Origin of the sequence: Oceanobacillus sp. CFH 90083, assembly GCF_009389585.1 — a bacterium.
Classification (GTDB): Bacteria; Bacillota; Bacilli; order Bacillales; family Amphibacillaceae; genus Oceanobacillus.
This window is the reverse complement of record NZ_VIYG01000006.1, coordinates 178,077-198,390: the sequence shown is the minus strand read 5'-3', so window position 1 is coordinate 198,390 and position 20,314 is coordinate 178,077. Positions and strand designations below refer to the sequence as shown.

The 20,314-nt window shown below is 35.8% G+C and carries 15 protein-coding genes; 2 read left to right on the top strand and 13 right to left on the bottom strand.

What is annotated here, in order from left to right; all coding sequences use genetic code 11:
• Positions 1-2 precede the first annotated feature (2 nt).
• The 3 genes from FLK20_RS11460 to FLK20_RS11450 form a co-directional block, all read right to left on the bottom strand.
• Positions 3-785: an ABC transporter ATP-binding protein gene (locus FLK20_RS11460; protein WP_152656701.1), complete on the bottom strand. Its 783-nt coding sequence runs from the start codon at positions 783-785 to the stop codon at positions 3-5.
• A gap of 555 nt (positions 786-1,340) precedes the next feature.
• Complete coding sequence (locus FLK20_RS11455; RefSeq protein WP_152656700.1) at positions 1,341-4,061, bottom strand: ATP-dependent DNA helicase; 2,721 nt, start codon at positions 4,059-4,061, stop codon at positions 1,341-1,343.
• Between the two features lie 71 nt (positions 4,062-4,132).
• Complete coding sequence (locus tag FLK20_RS11450; RefSeq protein WP_227994999.1) at positions 4,133-5,338, bottom strand: hypothetical protein; 1,206 nt, start codon at positions 5,336-5,338, stop codon at positions 4,133-4,135.
• Between the two features lie 402 nt (positions 5,339-5,740).
• On the opposite strand from FLK20_RS11450, the gene FLK20_RS11445 reads away from it, so the two are divergent.
• Both FLK20_RS11445 and FLK20_RS11440 read left to right on the top strand, forming a co-directional pair.
• Positions 5,741-6,175, top strand: a complete 435-nt coding sequence (locus tag FLK20_RS11445) for a Panacea domain-containing protein (RefSeq protein WP_152656699.1) — start codon at positions 5,741-5,743, stop codon at positions 6,173-6,175.
• Positions 6,172-7,329 (top strand): hypothetical protein, encoded by a 1,158-nt coding sequence (locus tag FLK20_RS11440; RefSeq protein ID WP_152656698.1) that lies wholly within the window; start codon positions 6,172-6,174, stop codon positions 7,327-7,329. The genes FLK20_RS11445 and FLK20_RS11440 overlap by 4 nt, the downstream gene beginning before the upstream one ends.
• 362 nt (positions 7,330-7,691) lie before the next feature.
• Here FLK20_RS11440 and FLK20_RS11435 read toward each other — a convergent pair whose 3' ends face one another.
• The 10 genes from FLK20_RS11435 to FLK20_RS11390 form a co-directional block, all read right to left on the bottom strand.
• Positions 7,692-7,895 carry a hypothetical protein gene (locus tag FLK20_RS11435; RefSeq protein ID WP_152656697.1) on the bottom strand — a complete coding sequence of 68 codons (204 nt, stop codon included), beginning with the start codon at positions 7,893-7,895 and terminating at the stop codon, positions 7,692-7,694.
• An 83-nt stretch (positions 7,896-7,978) separates the two neighbouring features.
• Complete coding sequence (locus FLK20_RS11430; protein ID WP_152656696.1) at positions 7,979-9,040, bottom strand: DNA cytosine methyltransferase; 1,062 nt, start codon at positions 9,038-9,040, stop codon at positions 7,979-7,981.
• Between the two features lie 290 nt (positions 9,041-9,330).
• Positions 9,331-10,716, bottom strand: a complete 1,386-nt coding sequence (gene rlmD, locus FLK20_RS11425; protein ID WP_152656695.1) for a 23S rRNA (uracil(1939)-C(5))-methyltransferase RlmD — start codon at positions 10,714-10,716, stop codon at positions 9,331-9,333.
• Positions 10,717-10,802: 86 nt separating this feature from the next.
• Positions 10,803-12,503 (bottom strand): methyl-accepting chemotaxis protein, encoded by a 1,701-nt coding sequence (locus FLK20_RS11420; protein ID WP_194165608.1) that lies wholly within the window; start codon positions 12,501-12,503, stop codon positions 10,803-10,805.
• 158 nt (positions 12,504-12,661) lie between these two features.
• Entirely contained in the window at positions 12,662-13,576 is a 915-nt protein-coding gene (locus FLK20_RS11415; protein WP_152656693.1) for a diacylglycerol kinase, read from the bottom strand.
• A gap of 326 nt (positions 13,577-13,902) precedes the next feature.
• The gene (gene gatB / locus FLK20_RS11410; protein ID WP_152656692.1) at positions 13,903-15,333 is read right to left on the bottom strand and encodes an Asp-tRNA(Asn)/Glu-tRNA(Gln) amidotransferase subunit GatB; all 1,431 of its coding nucleotides are present in this window, start codon (positions 15,331-15,333) and stop codon (positions 13,903-13,905) included.
• Complete coding sequence (gene gatA, locus FLK20_RS11405) at positions 15,333-16,799, bottom strand: Asp-tRNA(Asn)/Glu-tRNA(Gln) amidotransferase subunit GatA (protein WP_152656691.1); 1,467 nt, start codon at positions 16,797-16,799, stop codon at positions 15,333-15,335. The genes gatB and gatA overlap by 1 nt, the downstream gene beginning before the upstream one ends.
• A gap of 18 nt (positions 16,800-16,817) precedes the next feature.
• Positions 16,818-17,108 (bottom strand): Asp-tRNA(Asn)/Glu-tRNA(Gln) amidotransferase subunit GatC, encoded by a 291-nt coding sequence (gatC, locus tag FLK20_RS11400; RefSeq protein ID WP_152656690.1) that lies wholly within the window; start codon positions 17,106-17,108, stop codon positions 16,818-16,820.
• 474 nt (positions 17,109-17,582) lie between these two features.
• The gene (locus FLK20_RS11395) at positions 17,583-18,851 is read right to left on the bottom strand and encodes a helix-turn-helix domain-containing protein (RefSeq protein WP_152656689.1); all 1,269 of its coding nucleotides are present in this window, start codon (positions 18,849-18,851) and stop codon (positions 17,583-17,585) included.
• Between the two features lie 346 nt (positions 18,852-19,197).
• Positions 19,198-20,313 carry a CamS family sex pheromone protein gene (locus FLK20_RS11390; RefSeq protein ID WP_152656688.1) on the bottom strand — a complete coding sequence of 372 codons (1,116 nt, stop codon included), beginning with the start codon at positions 20,311-20,313 and terminating at the stop codon, positions 19,198-19,200.
• Position 20,314 lies beyond the last annotated feature (1 nt).

The following is a 20,314-nucleotide window of genomic DNA, read 5'->3' as shown; positions in this document are numbered from 1 at the left end:
GGCTATGCCTCCTTCATGCCGTATGAAAGACATATTGGATTTTGACTAAATGGACAGACAGTCAGCATAGCCTGAATTTGGAACACATCCTGCAGATTCGGTGCTGTCATCACTTCATGTGGTGCTCCTTGTTGTAATACTTTTCCGTCCCGCATCGCAATAAGATTATGCGAGAATCTTGAAGCATGGTTTAAGTCATGTAACACCATCACAATGGTTTTGTTCTGTTCCTGATTAAGCTTATCCAGCAACTGCAAAATATCAAGCTGATGAGCCATATCTAAGTATGTTGTCGGTTCATCCAGAATCACGACTTCGGTATCCTGAGCAAGTGCCATAGCAATCCATACACGTTGACGTTGGCCGCCAGATAACGCTTCAACTGGACGGGCTGCTAAGTCCGTTAACCCGGTTGCTTCAAGAGCCCAGTCGATCGCATCCAAATCTTCCCGCTTTTGTTTACCAAACTTTGACTGGTGAGGAAAACGACCGTATGCAATCAGTTCTCTCACCGTCAAACCAGCAGGTGCTTCCGCTGATTGTGGCAAAATAGCCATTTTACGTGCGATATCTTTTGTAGAAGTTCGACTAATGACTTTTCCATCTAAGTAAATCACACCACTATTCGCTTTTAATATTCGGGCAATTGTTTTGATTAATGTAGATTTCCCACATCCATTCGGTCCGATCACTGTGGTGATTTTCCCTTTTGGAATTGTAAGGTTCAAAGAATCTATAATAAGTGCATCACCGTATCCGACTTGCACATCTTCTATATGTATCATGTACTCACCTCAATTGATAATGATTATCATTATTAATTATATTATAGGTATATGTCTGATTTGTCAATTGAATTCACAAAGCTTTCATTGTTTTGCAGTAGTTCTCTTACATGTCTAGAAGGCTTTGTGTGCTCTTTTGTAATAGGGAAAGAATTACAATGAGTTTGAAACCGAGTACGGTGGTAGATTTCTCTCTCGACCAATAAAAAAATAGACGTTCATTTTTCTGAACGCCTAAAATTTTTAAACTTGCTTATTATGGAATTTTTATTTTGTTGTGTCTCCATATACCAGATTGATTCCCACTGAAACGTCAACATGGGTTTTCAGCACTTTTTTTCGTCCATTTTGACCATCAGGTAAAAATTGGTAATACCTGTGAAACACCTTCATACTAAGGATTTCGACGTATTCTTCCGTTGTATCGAAACTATACCCTTCACGTGGGACGAATTGATAGAATTGATGTATTTGTGATTTTTAACGAAATGGTCGTATGCAGAAACATATCGACTAATTTGTACGTTCATTCATGGAAACATGTCCAAAAAATTGTTATCTGACTTTTTGTTTTTTTAAATCATTTTTCGCTGAAATTAAAGCGACATCTTTTTCAATCTTCTTTTTATTAAAATTTGACAGAATTGTTTTTTCTGTTTCAGGGGTCCAATATATTTTTAAATTCTCCCTTGCTCGTGTTATAGCTGTGTAAAATATGTTATGGGTTATTTGTTCATCAACTTCATCAGTTATTACAACTTTTACCGAATTATATTCTAAGCCCTGAGCTTTATGAATTGATATTGCATATGCTACCTGAAATGGAACAATATCATCGGTGCTCCCGTCATCATCTTCATCAGTGCTTTTATATTTATTTACAGTAAATCGGATAATTGAGTTTGCATCTTCAGATTTATTTATTAGTTCAAAGTCATATCCGTATGCTTGTAATTCATTAATTGGCCGATCTAATAATATGTCGAATTCGATTTCCCTATCAAATACCTTAATATCTACTATTTTCCCTTTTGAATTATTATATATTAAGGGATGAAATCTGTTAGACTCATTAAAAAGTATTGGATCTCCTATTTTATATGATTGCACACCCCATATAATCTCAGTATTAGGATTACTACTTTGAAGGAATTTGTTAATATTATTTATTCCGTAAAGCCCATCATAATTCAAACAAAGTACAATTTCATCATCTATTGTGCGTTGAAAAATTGATTCATCTAAATTAGATGTATAATTATTTCGGGCTAAATGTTCTAGTATATCATCATCAAGTTTCCTAACTTTTTTCCACACATTAAGGAGATTATCGTTTTTACTTCGATATGGCTTTTCTAACTCGAAAACTGATGTTTTTGGAACAAATGAACGTATAATATTAAACCAATTTCCAAAAGTTATTGATTCTATCTGGAATACATCGCCAACTAACACAAGTAATTTGAACGTTGATTTACTTATAACCTCATACATTTGGGCATTACTGACCGTACTACACTCATCAATAAACAGCACATCACAATCTGTATCATTATGAGAGTATGTTAAGTATTTCGCTATTGTGTAATGTGAACAATTTGAAGCATGTACTTTTTGTTTTAAATTATCTACTGCTGGATTAGTATTGGCTAGATATATTTTCTTTTCATCATTAAAAAAATTAGAAATATGGTTAATTAAAGTAGTTTTACCCGTTCCAGCTGCACCATATATTAAGGCAACGCTAGATTTATCAAAAATACTTCTTAAAGCTTTTTTCTTTTCTTCACAATCAATCACGTGAGAAGTACTGTCTAGCCAATAATCAACAGATAACTCGTATCCCCCGATACCTTGATTAGTTAACTCATTTAACTCTTCAATGATTTTTACTGCATTCTCCTCGTAGCCTTTAATAAAAAGATTTTCCTTATATTCTTGTATTTTGCGATTTTCATGTTTGTAGTATAGTCTGTTATTATATTTTGATATCAAATAATCAATGTTTTCAAAGTTAATTATATCCTTTTTACTTGTAAACAATTGTCCTTCTATCTCAGTATTATTTTTAACCATTCTAGCAAATAACTCATGTTCTCTATCTTCAATATCGATACAAGCAAATAAATCAACTAATCTAGGATTATGACTCTTTAAAGAAGTATTAAATGGCATCTGGTCAAACGGTATACATCCATAATCTAAATTTAAGTCCGATAAAAGATGACAGGTTCTGTAATTTATTTGATTTTTTATTATTTTATTGTTCATTTTATATAGTAAGTACTTTAACATATTTGCTCCAGGAGAACTGTTAAGTATTATTCCTCTACACTTATCTAACAAATCGAAAATTCTTGAACTCTTTGACTTTGAATTTATTTTCTCTTTTATTTGCCTATAGTAACTTTTCGGCATACTTACAAATTGACTCAGATCCATACCAGAGCTGAATATAAATAACATTAATTCTTTATACTCAACATGACCCGTTGAAATTTTCAGTTCCAAATCAAAAATACGAGCAAAATTGTTTAATTCACATGGTCGGATAGATACCTCGTAACTTTCTATAATCCTAATTGGCATTCTTTTTCCTAAGACATCTATAACGTCATGCCTAATCCAAAATTTTACTGCATAATTAGATATTATATCAATATCAGTAAAGGCTATAATTCTATCAAATTTACTTACGTAATCATTTGCTGTTGTAAATGTTACTTCATAGTATACTTTTTGGTTTGCAAAAAATGGCTTTATTTTCCGTATATAATATCTGTCATTGTATTCATCATTATAACCGCTCATTGTAGAAACATTGATCTTTTCCGCTATTTTTTCGTAATATTCATTTAAGTGTGGATCAAGTTTTAATGGAAATTCCTCAATATTCGATAAAATTTTTATATTATATCTCTTTTCTAATAGTTCTTTTATTTGTATCATGTATTTATAATATTTAAGCATTAATCGTTCAGAACTTCCTTCATCAAGAGTGTAATGTGAGGTTGTTGTTTGAAGGAACCTGTGAAATTTGTGTAAAAAATTTAAATAGCTAATTGTTTTAACATATTCATTAGCTTTTTGAATATTTTCGTATGTAGTTTCTATGTCGACTCCATTACTAAATGCCTTTAGAGAGGTATGTTCTACTAAATTTCGTAAATCAGACAAAATATTTTGCGATAAAAACCCACGATCAATTGATTTAAAGTGTTCAATATTCTTACAAATTTTTTTATCAATATCTTCTAATGCTTTATCAATTCTCAATTTGTTTGTCACCTCATGCTAGTTTATATATATATTCATACTTTTCATTTGGAGTTGATTGGGTTATTTCACTAAAGATTCGTACGGTTGGTTTTCTTATTAAATAGTTTTTCTTTTTCGTTTTCTGTTAACAACTCATCTGGATATTTTCCTGAGTTACGAATCCATTTCGCTTTTCTCATTGCCCATTCATATTCCTCTGATTCTTCATCAAGTTCAGCAGCAACATACTCCTGGACTAATTTAGAATAAAAATAATTCAAGGAATTGTTTATTAGTTCTTGTGTTTTTTCATATTCATTGTCTCGCTTTTCTTGTAATATTAACCTTTCTTCTTCCTCTTTTAGACGTTGTTTTTCTTTTATTATATATGCCTTTTCTCGTTCATCAATTATTTCTGGTAATGAAAAAATATAGACAAATACTTTTCTTAGAAGATCTTCTGTCGACATTCTTTTTGTTTGATTGATAGACTTTTCACTTCTACCCCAGCTATGCCAATATAACTTATAACCAACTTCCACATTTATTGTTCCTTTAGTTTCATATTCAAAAGTATGATATGTAGAATATTTTTCATCCTCTGGCGATAAATTAATTCTCCTACATGGCAATTTAAAATTTAGTGTAATGATATATTTATTTTTCAGTATAACTTCAGTTTCATCATATTTTGGAACAATCTTGGCACCTGCTTTTTCGAAGGCTTTAAATAAACTATCAACAAAAGGTAATACTTCTGGAAATATTTCTCCAGATGCTGATTTTATTCTCAATTTATCCTCTCGATAATATTGAGGTTTTTTACGGTATCCAACTATTGCCTTGTGTGGTTTTGAAGATAGAGTTTTATTTATTTTTAAATTATTATATACTCCTATTAACTTATCTTCATATTGTTTAAAGTAAGCAAAATAATCCTTTTCTTGTTCTGATAATTTATCATGATTTGTTTTTAAAGAGGGTGTTTCTTCTTTCCCTTCTAGTTTTTCTGGTTTAACAGATTTAACAATCTTCTTTGGTGCTAATTTAACTTGTTGTTTTTTCACTTTCTCAATTGTAATCACTAGATAATCTTCTGCATTCGGCAATTCAGGCTGGGATGGCTTTTCATTTCCCATATATAATTTACTCCAATATGATTGAGTTGGTAATGGAATATCATGATTAACACATGCTTTTTTCAACTTATCATAAGGTATATCAAGTTTCTTAGCTGCTTTTGTCAATCCAATTGACCAGACTTCATCATATAAATCTTCCCTAGAAATTGACAACAAAAATACCACCCCACCTAATATCATTTACTATATTCTATAACTATTAAAATTTTCGGTCAATTAAATATAACAACAAGCCCATGCCTGATTCGACATGAGCTTGTGTATTTAAAAGCGTACGCCAATCCAAGAGAAGCTAGAAAAGGCATTGATCACTATCTTGAATTTTATAACCACGAACGCCCCAGTGAGCACCTCTAGCTCCTTGAGCAGATACCTTTTATGTTGGTTCTGCCCCCACCTTAAAAATATTTAATTTGTGTCTTGACAATGGGGTCCATCATATCACTCCTTAAAAACAACGGAATATATAGGCTTTCAATATAGCTAAAAAGGATAATTAATCATATAATTGATTTAGAGACTATTCTCTAAAGCGATAAAGGCAGGTGATCGTAAATGATGCAACTAGTTGATCATATTTTATATGTTGCAAAAAATAATCACAAAAAAATTACCCACTTACAAATTCATAAAATATCTTATTTTATTTTTGGATACTTAATCAGAGAAGGTCATGAGTCTATTGCAAAAAAATTATATAACAATGAAAAATTTCAAGCATGGACATATGGTCCTGTAATACCAAGTGTGTATGAAAAATTTAAAAAGTATAATAACATGCCTATACTTAGTAAAGGTAAAAAGTTTGATGAAGTTGATAAACTCCCTAAAGTTAACGAAATGATATTAAATCTAGTAAATCATGATGTTTTTGATTTAGTAAAAATTAGTCACAATCATTATTTTTGGAGAGAACATAAGCAACAAATTTCTAAAAATCAAAAACCTATATATCCATATAAGGTTTTAAGAAAGGAGTTCACCCAATGATGGAGTTCAATTCTTTAAATGACTTTAAGGAATTTAACAAAATATCTGATAATAAAGGTGGTGAGATCTCCTTCATTTTCAAAGAAATTTTTGAGCAATACCAATACTATGAATTTGAAGAAAAAGAGGTTAATAAATTAATAGATAAACTGTTCGAAGCTTCGAAAGAAATCACCCCTACACTAATACCTTATTCTGAATTAACGAACGTTATTTTTGCAAATTATTATGATAACGGTATTAATGAAACATCTTTTAGTGAAGTTTTTAAGAGCAGATTTGAAAAACATATCATCACTAAATTTTCAATTGAAAAAACAGAAAATAAACTACAGAAAAATGATGATATTTTCACATCTATTAGCCAACACGAAAATACTAAATTAATTATTGACAAAGATTATCAAAATGCACTTCTAGTTATTTATAAAATCATACAACATGCTGAACTTGCAATCTCTCAAAAACGAAGTCTATATCAAAGTTTAAAAGATGATATTGATAATTTAACTGACAATGTATATTCTGCAACTGAAAAATACAATAATATGATGAGCAATTTCATCTCTATCCTAGGGATTTTTGCAGCTATTATGATGGCTACATTTGGAGCAATTCAAGGATTCACAGCCATTTTCTCTAATGAAAACAATTATAGTTTAACAATTATTATTATTATAAGTTGTTTTGGTTTATTTGGGCTCATTTCAATACTATTTATTTTGTTACATAGTATTTCCAAGTTAATGGATAAAGATCTTGCTATCTATTATCACCCAGTAACAGTTTTCTCTAAATACCCGGTATATTCACATACGTTGTTGTTTATCTTTGGTATTTCAGCAGCAACTTTAACTCATTATTTTAAAACAAATCCACCAGCGTATATGCCGGATTTTTTAATTCAAAATTTATGGAGTATTTCCTTATTATTAGGATTAACTTTAACTATCGCTTATTTCTTACACCATATAATTTCTCAAAGTAATGGATACGGCTATTTAAATAACCACGTTAGTCATTACATAATGAATTTGAAAAACAAAACCGGTTTACACAGACTACTTAACATATTATTAATGTCTATTATCTTTATTATTCTTGTTATACTAATTCTATTATTAATAAATATTTTTAAACCCCTACCTAGTTAGTAAACTAGCTACAGGGGTTTTTCAATTTACTCATACTTCACAAACGCATCTTTAAATCCAGCCTTCTTCGCTTATCCCAACTGTTTATCTGCATTAGCTTTTACGCTGATTATTTCACATAAATAGGTCCACCAATATCCCTATCGAGTCCACCTGTACATCTGATTGACTCCGCTTTTGAAGTTCACTGTTTCACAACTCAAGTCCACTTCATAGCCTCTTTTCGGTATATTTAATTTGAAAGCAATTGCTTTCAAATTAAAACGGAAAGAAGGCTTTTTATGTCCAGAAAAATTCCAGCTAAGACCAAGAAATTTACTGAAGGTGAACTAGAGCGAAAAATAGTCAATGTAAATCACTCCTTATGCGTTTTGAAAATGATAATCAACACGTCCGTATATTACACACCAAAAAACAATCATGGATTCTCCTTTTTTATCCCGCACTAATTTTCCATGAAGAAAAAACGGATACTCTTCAATCTCAATCTCATTCAGCACAAAATGGTCCTCAATCCACTCCATTACCTTTTCTTCATATATTTCCTGTTCCTCCAAAGACATCATATATCTTTCTCCTTTCCTACTTTTACACCATTAAAAAAAGCTTGTCAGGTGAGATTAATCCAACAAACAAAGAGATTGATTTCCTATAAACTTTCTGCAATTCCAGCCATTATATATTGCGCACATGGTAAAGCAATCGAATTTCCAAGTGCTTTGTATCTGGCATTATCACTAATGACTTTTCCCTCATAACCATAGGCGGTCCATTCTTCAGGCAACCCCATTAAACGCTCGCATTCCAATGGTGTCAGCTGCCGGATAAATCCTTCTTTTTCTTTCCCTTCATACCAAAAAGAGAAATAATTTACGCCTGCTGCTAGCAAAGTTGGAAAAGGGTCACTTGATCGTCCGAAACTTCCGATGAACCCTTTCTGATTTTTGGCTTTTGCCGCACTTCGCATGCGTCTTTCTTGAAAGGGACAGATGACGGGTATTCTCCCCCTTGTTTCTTTAAAAGGTATTCGACCGGTTCCGGCGGTGGACAGCCTGTTTTCTCCGCCAGACGCAGGAAACGATTGCAAATCACGGGCTTTAAATAGTATTTCTTTGGCACGCTTTCCTCTAAAATCTGCCACGAGGAAGATACGTCTTCTTCTTTGAGCGAGAGTGGGTATTCCCCAATATTGGGCGTCCAAGAGCCGCCAGCACATATCAATCTTACTCCCTCGGACCATTCCTGCGTTTGCCCATGTTCCAGAAGCAGGCATTGGAACTTCGGTATTTGTGAAGGACTCCAAGACGGCTTTAAAATCCATCCTGTCATTTGATGAAAATGCTCCCATGACGTTTTCCCAAACAGCGATAACTGGATATGCTCCATTGGTTGCTTCCCTCATTTCTTCTATAATTCGCAATGCTTGATAAAACAAACTGGATTGACTCCCTTCAAGGCCTTCTCTCTTTCCTATATTTGATAGGTTCTGACATGGTGAACCAAATGTAATAACGTGAACTGGCGGTATTTTCCCGCCATCAATTTTTGTAATATCTCCAAGATGAAACATGTTAGGAAAATGACGTTTCGTAATTGTAATAGGAGCTTTCTCTACTTCACTTGCCCATAACGGATTTACTCCATAACATGTAGCAGCTAAAGGAAATACTCCAATTCCATCAAATAAACTTCCTAATGTAAGAAGTGTCATATAAGTTCACGACCTTTATCTAATTTATTTGAGATTCATTTTTGCACTAAAAATCCATTAAATCCCAAAGTAATTTCCAATTTTGACATAAAAAAATAGACGTTCATTTTATTTGAACGTCTAAATAGATAAAATCAATTCATGATAGAATATTTAGTTTCACATGTCTCCTCACACCAGGTCAATTCCTACTGAAACATTAATGTGGTTTTTTATCACTTTTTTTCTGCCATTTTCACCATTTGTCTCAAAGTAGGAATGCTTGTAAAACGCCTTGAAACTAAGGATTTCTACGTATTCTGACGACATAGCAACGTTATAACCTCCACGTGCCCAGTATTCGGAAAAAGATCAACCGGCTGAATCTCTTTCGCCTCATACCCGCCATCCTCCAAAATCCGCAAATCCCGTGCCAGTGTCGAAGGATTACAGGAAACATAAACAATCCGCTCCGGTTCCATTCCAATCATCGCATCCAAAAATTCTGGATCACAGCCTTTTCTAGGCGGATCTACGACAATCACATCCGGGTTCAAGCCCTCTTTTTTCCATGTCGGCATGACTGTTTCAGCCTGTCCAACTGTAAACTCAACATTATCTATTCCATTACGCTCCGCATTTTTCTTTGCATCTGCAATTGCTTCCGGAACCACTTCAATCCCATAGACTTTTTTTGCTTTTTGAGCCAGGAAAAGAGAAATTGTCCCTATTCCACAGTATGCATCAATCACGACATCATTTTCATCAATGTTTGCATATTCCAAAGCTTTATCATAAAGCACTTTCGTCTGAACGGGATTTACCTGGTAAAAGGACTTTGGTGAAATTGCAAAGGTCAGGTCGCCTATTGTATCGTGAATATAGGCTGCTCCCCATAGCACTTTTGTCTTTTTCCCTAAAATGACATTGGTGCGCTGGTCATTGATATTCTGTACAATGGAACTAATAAATGGAAACTTCTCTGTCAGCTCCTCCACAATTCGTTCCTTAGCAGGCAATTTGGCAGTCCGGGTAACGAAAACAACCATCATTTCACCTGTATAATGACCTGTGCGGATCATAATATGGCGCAGCTCTCCGCGATGCGTTTTTTCATCATAGGCTTTGATGCCATATTTATTCATTAAGTGCCGGGCAAACGGCAGCACTTCATTCATTGCCTGATTGTGTACATAGCATGTGTCTTGATTTTCTAAAATCCGATGACTTCTTTTTTGATAATAGCCTGTAATTAATTCGCCATTTTTTTCATCGACAGGGATTTGTATCTTATTTCGATAATGAGCCGGGTCCTCCATACCGATAATTGGATGGACAGGAACATGCTCCAGATGCGCTATTTTTTTCATCACATTATGCACTTGATTCTGTTTCATCTGTAATTGAAGGGAGTAGCTCATATGCTGAAGCTGACATCCGCCACAATACACATGGCAGGTCGGATCTACACGTTCAGGACTTGTTTTCTTTAATTCCAACAGCTTTCCGAAGCCATAGTTTTTATTTACTTTAACTACTTTAATCACTGCTTCTTCTCCTGGCAGGGTCTTCGGAATAAATAAGGGATAACCGTCTACTTTTCCTACACCGCTTCCCTCATGGGTGATATCTTCAATCGTGATAGTTATTTGCTCATTTTTTTGGACAGGTGTGCGTGTACCAGTTGATTTCGTCATTTTCATCTTCCTCTGTTTCCGTAATCGATTTTGTTTACCTTATTTTATCACAGGAATTTAGAAATCAACAACTGCTCCTCCTTATGCTATTTTTCATATTGAAATTGATTGACGTTATCCTGAATTTCTTCTGCTTGTCGCGACAGCTCCTCACTGGCACTGGCAATTTCCTCTACAGATGCATTCAGCTCTTGAACGGTTGAGGCAACCTCTTCTGTGCTCGCAGCATTTTCCTGTGAAATTGCAGACAGATTATCAATAATTTGAATAACATTGTCTTTTTGACTGTTCATTTTTTCTGAGCTTCCATTTAATGCTCCTACGTGATCCTCCATTGCCTCAATCGCATGTCGAATGGTATTAAACTGTGACGTTGTTTCCTGCACACTATTTGATTGTACATCGACAATTTCTTTTGCCTGTCCGATTAAATGAACAGCACTTCCTGTTTTATCCGTAAGCTTATCAATCGTTCTCATAATCTCATCGGTAAAACTGCGGGACTCCTCCGCTAATTTTCTAATCTCATCAGCTACTACGCCAAACCCTTTTCCTGATTCTCCGGCGCGTGCTGCTTCAATTGCTGCATTTAAAGCAAGCAAGTTAGTCTGTTCAGCAATATTGAGAATCATATCACTTGCCTTCGCAATAGCTTCCACCGATTGATTTGTTTCCATAATCGTTTCGCCTACATTGGTAGCGATGATTTCATTCTCTTTTGCAGATTTGTTCAATTGCTCAATTGCCTGAAGTCCTGTTTCAACCATTTTGTTCATTTTTGCCGATTGCTCATTAAACTGCTCTAAAACTTGGCGGTCAAATTCAATTTGTTCTCCTAAGTTTTGAATCGCCTCGGCTCCATTTGTTGTATCAAGTGCCTGTGATTCAGCGCCTTCTGAGATTTCTCCCATCACCCTTGCCACATCAGAAGCAGCACGTGCAGATTCATCTGTTGTGGCTGTTAATTGCTCTGCCGAGGCGGCAACCGTTTCCGCTACTTCAGCCAGATGCACCACAATATCATGTACTTTTTTCACAAATGTATTAAAACTCGCTGCAATGTCTCCCACTTCATCTTTACTCTGTATATCGACGCGTGATGTTAAATCTCCATCACTTGTTGCCAATTCCTTTAATTTATTTGTGATGAGAGTCAGCCCTTTTACTTTCTTAGCCAACGCCAAAAAGGTGATCACAATAACAATGGTTAACAGGATAAGTGCTCCATATACAACGAACATCCAGACTATAGCTGTTTCTGTTGCATTTTCTACCTCTGCTAATGCTGTTGCTTCTATTGCTTCAATAAACTCATCTGTTAAATTGCTAATGTCGTTCTTCACACTATTGTAGCTGTCACCAAATATTAATGCGCGCGCTTCTTCAAACTCTTCATTTTGAGCTAAGCGCATCGCTTCTTCTTCCACTTCTACTAAAGCATTTGATTCATTTTGTGCCTGCTGAAGGATTTGAAAGTTCTCCTCACTTATTCCCAGCTCCCGCAAACGTTCAATGGCATTTTCACGCCGTTGTGTTTCAGTTACTTCCTGCCAATAATTATCATAATATTCCTGTTCTCCGTACTGCACAAAGCGCTGTGTCTGTTCTGTTAAATACTCCGAAGCATCATATAACAGATATGCTTGACGTTCTAACTCCAGTTGCGTATTTTTCACTTTTCGTTCTTCATTAATCGAATTATTCAAATAACTCAAACTGATTATAGTTACGATTATCGAAATCAAAATAAGAACACTGCTGATTTTTAATAACTTTCGAATTTTCAATGCGTTCTCCGCCTCTCTTAAACAAGATCTATTATTATATATCGTCATAAATCAGCTGCATTCAATCTTTTTTCATTTTTATTTGGTTTTATTTTTAAGTTATCCAACCTGCAAACAAAAAAGCCTCCAAACACCATCACGTTTAGAGACTTTGATTATTATTTTAAATTTTCCTGATGCTCGATAAAATCATCTGGAACCATAAATTCGATATGCTCCTGAAGATTAATAAACTCTCCTGGAAGCAGCCCGCCATATTCCCCATCGATGTTCAGCTGCATTTTATCTTCATTCGTAACCTTAATTCGTTTTGCCTGTGTATAGATGATGTTCTTACTTTTCAAATGCTCTCCCCGCAGTGCCAGTGTAGCAATTTGAATAAATTCTGCAAGATTTGTTTTTTTCAAAATGAGAACATCAAAGTATCCGTCATTTAAGCGTGCATCCGGTGCCAGCTTTTCAAAGCCGCCGACAGAATTCGTATTAGAGATTAGAAAAAGCATAATATCCTCTTCCAGCACCTGATCATCATATTCTATTTTGACCCTGGCTGCTTTTAAGGAAGGAAGCATTTCAATACCTTTCATATAATATGCTAATTGACCTAACATTGTTTTTAATTTGCTCGGAACATCATATGTTAATTCTGTCAGTTTTCCACCGCCGGCGATATTAATAAAATAATGCTCATTGACTTTTCCTATATCTAATTTCATGGAATTATCTTCTAAAATAATATCTACCGCTGCATTAATATCCCTTGGAATATGGAGTGCTCTGGCAAAATCATTTGTAGTTCCTGCAGGCAATATGGCCAGCTTGGGACGATGCTCCTGTTCTGCCATTCCGTGAATAACCTCATTAATCGTACCATCCCCGCCAGCAGCAATAATTAAATCATAGCCCCGTTCCACAGCCGTTCTTGCAGCAACAGTCGCATCCCCCTCGCAGGTTGTTGCATGTGCTGATGTTTCATAACCGGCTGTTTCCAGCTTTTCTAAGATATTTGGTAATTCCCTTTTGACTGCTTCACGTCCCGAAGTTGGGTTATAAATGATTCGGGCCTTTTTCATGTTCTTTCCTCCCCATACGGTCCAGATCACAAACGATTCCATTTCAGACACGTATTATACGATTATTGAAATTTTTCTCTTCCTTATTTTCATTGTACAAAGCGCACATGATATATAATTCATCTAGCCAATATCATAGACCTTTTTTATATGTTTGAAAAGCAAAATGAACAGAAAAATAACCGGTTTCGATAAAATATGACTTTTTTCTGAACGCAGAAAAAATAAAATAAAGCTTATCTACTGGATAGGCTGCCACATAAAATTCCCGCGACAGCCTATTTTCCATTCTTTCTATTCAATTACTTACTATTTATTGCAGGAGCTTATCTTTTCTCCAGTTCAGCTGCAAGAATCTCATTAACAAGCGGTGGATTCGCCTGCCCTTTCGTTGCTTTCATAATTTGTCCGACAAGGAAGCCCTTTGCTTTTTTCTTTCCATCCTTGAAATCAATAATGGATTGTTCATTTTGATCAAGAATGTCATTTACAACCTGTTTCAATTGCTCCGGATCAGAGATTTGAACCAGACCTTTTTCTTCGACGATTTTTTCCGGATCGCCACCATTTTCAACCAGCTCGGCAAATACCTTCTTCGCAATTTTAGAAGAGATTGTACCATCTTCAATCAGTTTAATCATTTTTGCCAAGGCAGCTGGTGTAATGGCAAGCTCTTCAATTTCTTTATAATGCTTGTTCATGTATGCAGAAACTTCTCCCATTAACCAGTTGGATACTTGTTTGATATCTGCACCGAGACCTGCTGCTTCTTCAAAGAAATCAGACATCTGCTTCGATGCAGTTAAGACATTAGCATCGTATTCAGATAATCCTAATTCACTCACATAGCGTGCTCTTCTTGCATCAGGAAGCTCAGGGATTTCACTGCGAATCCGTTCCTTCCATGCCTCGTCAATGTACAGCGGGACAAGATCCGGTTCCGGGAAATAACGATAGTCATCCGAACCTTCTTTGACGCGCATAAGAATGGTTTCTTTTGTTTTTTCATCATAGCGGCGTGTTTCCTGTAAAATCTCTCCACCTGATAATAATACTTTTTCCTGACGTTTTTCTTCAAATTCTAATCCTTTTTGTACAAAGGAGAAGGAGTTTAAGTTTTTCAATTCTGCTTTTGTACCAAATTCCTCTTGTCCGATGGGACGGAGAGAAATATTAGCATCACAGCGCAGGGAGCCCTCTTGCATTTTCACATCAGAAACGCCAGTATATTGAATAATATTTTTCAGCTTCTCTAAGTATGCATAAGCTTCCTCCGGAGAGCGCATATCCGGCTCAGACACAATTTCAATTAATGGTGTTCCCTGGCGATTGTAATCGACATAAGAATAGCCATCTTCTCCATGTGTCAGTTTTCCCGCATCCTCTTCCAGGTGCAGACGGGTAATACCGATTTTTTTCTTCTTGCCATTCACTTCAATTTCAATCCAGCCATGCTCACCAATCGGCTGATCAAATTGCGAGATTTGATAAGCTTTCGGATTATCTGGGTAGAAATAGTTTTTACGGTCAAATTTCGTATCAGTAGCAACCTCACAATTAAGCGCCATGGCTGCCTTCATTGCAAAGTTTACTGCCTCTTCGTTTAAAACAGGCAATGTACCCGGATAGCCCAAATCGATTGGATTCACATTCGTGTTCGGTGCGGAGCCAAATTCGTTTGTGCTCGGGCTGAAGATTTTTGATGCTGTTTTTAATTCTACGTGTACCTCAAGTCCAATAATTGTTTCGAAATTCATTACTTGGCACCTCCCAGTTGAGGTCGTTTTTTATGATGTTCGGTTGCTTGTTCAAATGCATGTGCTGCACGGTAAACCGTACTTTCGTCAAAGTAATTTCCGATAATTTGTAAACCGATCGGTAATCCTTCCTGAGAGAAACCGCACGGAATGGAAATGCCGGGCACACCTGCCAGATTGACAGGAATCGTTAAAATATCATTGAGATACATGGTTAATGGATCACTTGTGTTTTCGCCTACTTTAAATGCTGGTGTCGGTGTTGTCGGTCCTACAATCACATCATAGTCGGCTAATATTTTATCAAAGTCATTTTTAATTAATGTACGTACTTTTTGTGCTTTTTTATAGTATGCATCATAGTAGCCTGAGCTGAGTGCAAACGTTCCAAGCATAATACGGCGTTTTACTTCATCACCAAAGCCTTCGCTGCGGGACTTTACAAACATATCGAGCATATTCTCTGCATTCTCTGAACGAACACCGTAGCGGACGCCGTCAAAACGGGCTAAATTCGCAGATGCTTCAGAGGATGATAATAAGTAATAGGTTGACAGTGCATATTTAGAATGTGGTAAAGATACCTCTTCCCAGGTTGCACCAAGTTTTTCATAAACCTTTAATGCTTCCAAAACAGCATTTTTCACTTCTTCAGAAACACCTTCTGCCAGGTATTCTTTTGGAACTGCAATTTTCAAACCTTTTACATCACCGGTTAATGCTTCTGTATAAGCCGGAACTTCTACATCCGCACTAGTAGAATCCATTTTATCATGCCCTGCAATCACTTCCAGTACACGTGCATTATCTTCCACGGTGCGGGTTAAAGGTCCAATTTGATCCAGAGAAGATGCAAATGCAACCAGACCAAAGCGGGATACACGGCCATATGTCGGCTTCATTCCCACAACACCGCAAAATGCTGCCGGCTGACGAATGGACCCGCCTGTATCAGTCCCAAGGGAGAATAATACTTCTCCTGCCGCTACTGCTGCTGCGGAACCGCCGCTGGAACCGCCGGGAACATGGTCTGTATTCCATGGATTACGAGTCGGCTCATATCCGGAATTTTCATTGGAAGACCCCATTGCAAATTCATCCATATTCAATTTACCGACAGCAACCGGATTTTCAGCGTTTAATTTTTCAACAACCGTTGCATCGTATAATGGATCATTAAAATTATCCAAAAACTGACTTGCACAAGTCGTACGAAGCCCTTTTGTTACGATATTATCCTTAATCCCAGCTGGAATACCGAATAAGACACCAGATTTATCCTCGCGCTTGTCCAATTCTCGGGCTTTTTCCAATGCTTTTTCTTCATCAAGTGTTAAGAATGCATGTACATCCCCGTCCACCTTTTTTATTTGCCCGTAGGATTCTTTTACTAAATCTTCTACAGTAATCTCCTGATTATGTAATTTTGCTTCTAATTCTTTGATAGTAGAGTCAAATAAAGACATGAATAGTGCTACCTCCTTTTATTCCAGAATAGATGGCACACGAATTTGTCCATCTTTTTGGTCTGGAGCATTCTTTAATGCTTCCTCTTGCGTAATCCATTTTTTTGGCTCATCTTTACGCATTACATTTTTCAAATCCAATACGTGTGTTGTCGGCTTTACATTTTCTGTATCTAATTCATTCAGCTGCTCAGCATATCCAATGATAGAACTTAGCTCATTTGCCATCTGCTCGACTGCTTCATCATCAAATTCTAAGCGTGCCAGATTAGCTACATGCTTCACTTGCTCTTTTGAAATTTCTGCCATTCGTTTAACCTCCAGTAAAGAGTATTTATATTTTATAATATGCTATAGAAATAGCACTTATATTCCAGCGTAGATCTAAGAATTGCTTATAATGTTCAACAAATCAATATTATATCATAATTTCTCTTGTATATTATATCATTTTATTTAACACTATTGATAATAGCAAAATCAACTGATCCAAAGCAAGTTTATCAGCCCGTTTTGCACAGAAAAAACCAAGTTATTCTATAATTTAGAATTAGTATAGAATAACTTGGTTTTAGAATTTGAATGCACTTCGAGAAAATATTACATTTTAACGATGATTTTGTTGAGGCGAATAATCACAAAAGCTCTTCGGTGGGGCGAGTAATCCCAGTCCCAAAGAAGTGATTCGAAATAGTCAAGATTTTGATTTTTAAGTACCAGATATAAGTATAACGAAGGCGATCAACCCTGCACCTTTCAGGCATAGCTTGCCAAGTTTTTTCTTTAAATATGTGCTACATGCTTATACATTTGACTTGCTTGTTTATAATATTTTGCAGCATCTTTGTAATTGGCATTGCTTTCATAGTGCTTAGCCAGAAGCTCAGAATAAAAAATAAACTGCCCGTAGTACTTTTCCTGCTTTAACAGTGGCAAAAGATCATTAATTAACAGTGGTTCAAAATGATCAAATTGCTCATCCAGCAAATAAATGTAGCTGCGCAGGATGTATTTATACACGAGATACGGCTCTTTATCCTTTAAGTCAAAGAATGTCTTCAATCCATAATTAATATACTCTTCCGCCTCATCATAATAATTCGAAAGGTAATATTCACGTACCAGAGAAGAAGTTACCTCCACCTTGATAGCGGCAGGTACGTCTGGATTGTTCAAAACCATTTTATAGTATTTAATCGCTTGTGCCGAATCACCCTTCGAAGCATACAGATAACCAAAGTCCTGATGAATGGTTTGAATAACAGTTTTATCGCTTACCGTTTCTGCCAGCTGCAGCCCTAGTGTAAAATTTTTAATTGCCTTATCATAAAGCTTAATATGACAATAACAAATCCCTAAAATATTGTGAACACGTGCACAGTGCAGGAAGCTATATTGCTCCATATACATTTTCAGCGCTTCACTTGCATATTCAATGGCTTCCAGAGAATTCCTTAATTTAGAATGCGTCATAGCAATATAGTACTTTAAATCTGCTTCTGTTTTTTCACTTAAGCGATAGCTTTCTGTAACCTTTTCTGCTCTTTTATACTGATACATGGAGTGATAATAGTTCTTCTCCAAAAAGCTGTAGCGTCCATTAAATAAATACCAGTAATATTGCTCGTCCACACTGAATGTACTCACAGCCTCTTTTAACTGGCTAATTTTATTGGCAGCTAAATCTTTCCTATCAATCAGCAAAAAATATTTAATCTTATGGATTTCAAACATAATAAGATGATTGGAATAATTTTTATCCATTAACGTCTGAATTTCTCTGTATGCCTGCTCCATATCTTCCTTATCGCTGCTCTCGTCAAGTATCTCATACCAATTTTTGCACAGCTCACCAATTTTCTCATCCTGGCTTTGATCTATGGTAATACGAAGTCTGTGGCACAGCTTTTTAATAATATCTTCATTAGGCTCTGTTTTTTGATTCTCGATCTTTGATAAATAGGATAGAGAGACAATCCCCTCCGACAGCTCCCCCAAAGTCATTTTTTGCTTCGTACGTTGAATTTTAATATATGTCCCAATCGCTATCATGTTTTCTTTCACCTCACCATTATTAAACTTTTATTACAGAATAACCTTCCGCTAAGCTTTCCTTTCAAATTTTTGGCTGATAGCTTACCATGTCTACCTTTTTTTCGTAAATAAGGAAAATAGTTCAATAGTTCTTGAAAAATATCTCCAGATAAAAACTGCTTTTTTTCCTTTGTGTTATAAGTTCTATACACTTATTGTATCATAATCTATGTATCTTCAATTTGGGAAAATAAACAGTAAAAACGTTAATTAACGCTCGTTCTTCTGAAAAATTTTCTCAAAAAAAGAAAATTCACTGTCACTAGCTGATAAAACTGCTAGTAACAGTAAATTTTCTAATGTTTTAATCATAAATATGAACATGAATCTCGTCTTCACCGGCATAACGGTAAAGTAAGCTTTCATTCTTTTGGCTGGAGGTAATATTAATTTCGATATCGTAATAGTTCGGGAACATATCCTCAATCAGACCGTGTACATATTGAGTGAATCCGATAACTTCTCCCTTGCCGTAAAATTCTATCGGAACATCAATACGTAATTTCTGCAGTTCACCTTCCATATAGAAGCCTTCTCCTACCATGCCGACATAGTTAGGGAAGAAATCGCGTATTTCATTTCCAAAATTGGTTACCCGCTCTTGATCATCATAATACTTTTCCTGTCCTTCATCAGATGGGAACAGAATATTTTCTTCGTCTACCTCTTCCCAGCCATCCACCGAACTGCTTCCTCCTGCGACATTTGTTTTAGCAACAAAATTTCCCGGTACAGGAGAAGACTGCTCTTCTTCCCGATAGATGGCAATCATAATTGGGATATCATTTAATTCCTCGTCATTCTCACGAATATCATTGACGATATCCTGTGCAATCTCAGTTGCTTTATCCATCATATCACTCTCAGAGATATTCTCATATTGATAAGGCTCTCCGACATCCGTCTGGAATTGATAGACAGATTTCATGGCAAGACCTATGGAAATTCCTTCTAACCGAACATTTCCCCCCTCTTCTGTCTGTCTCAAATAATTTTGCTCTAATACATGTGTTAAATAGCGTGGATTCTCCCGGAATGTTTCTTCATCTGCGCCAAGGTTCACTTCCGGATTCAAGTCATCAATCCAATTATTGACACGGCTACTGTCAAAATACTGTCCTTCCTGGAAATAATAATCTTCAGGATCATATACATCTCTTGACAGACGGCGCAGTCCCTCTTCCATTTCGTCAATATCTACACGATTCGCTATTTGTCTTGTAATAACTCCTCTTGCTTCACTCGGCTTATATGGTAAAATCATACGATAATTTTCCCCGGAAAGTCTGTGACTCGGCACAATGGAGGTCTCTTCCTCACCAGTATCCTCTTGGACAACTTCTTCCTCATTTGCTGATCGCTGTACACATCCGCTTAAAAACAATGCCACGACAACAATTAACATGATCCATTTTTTCAAA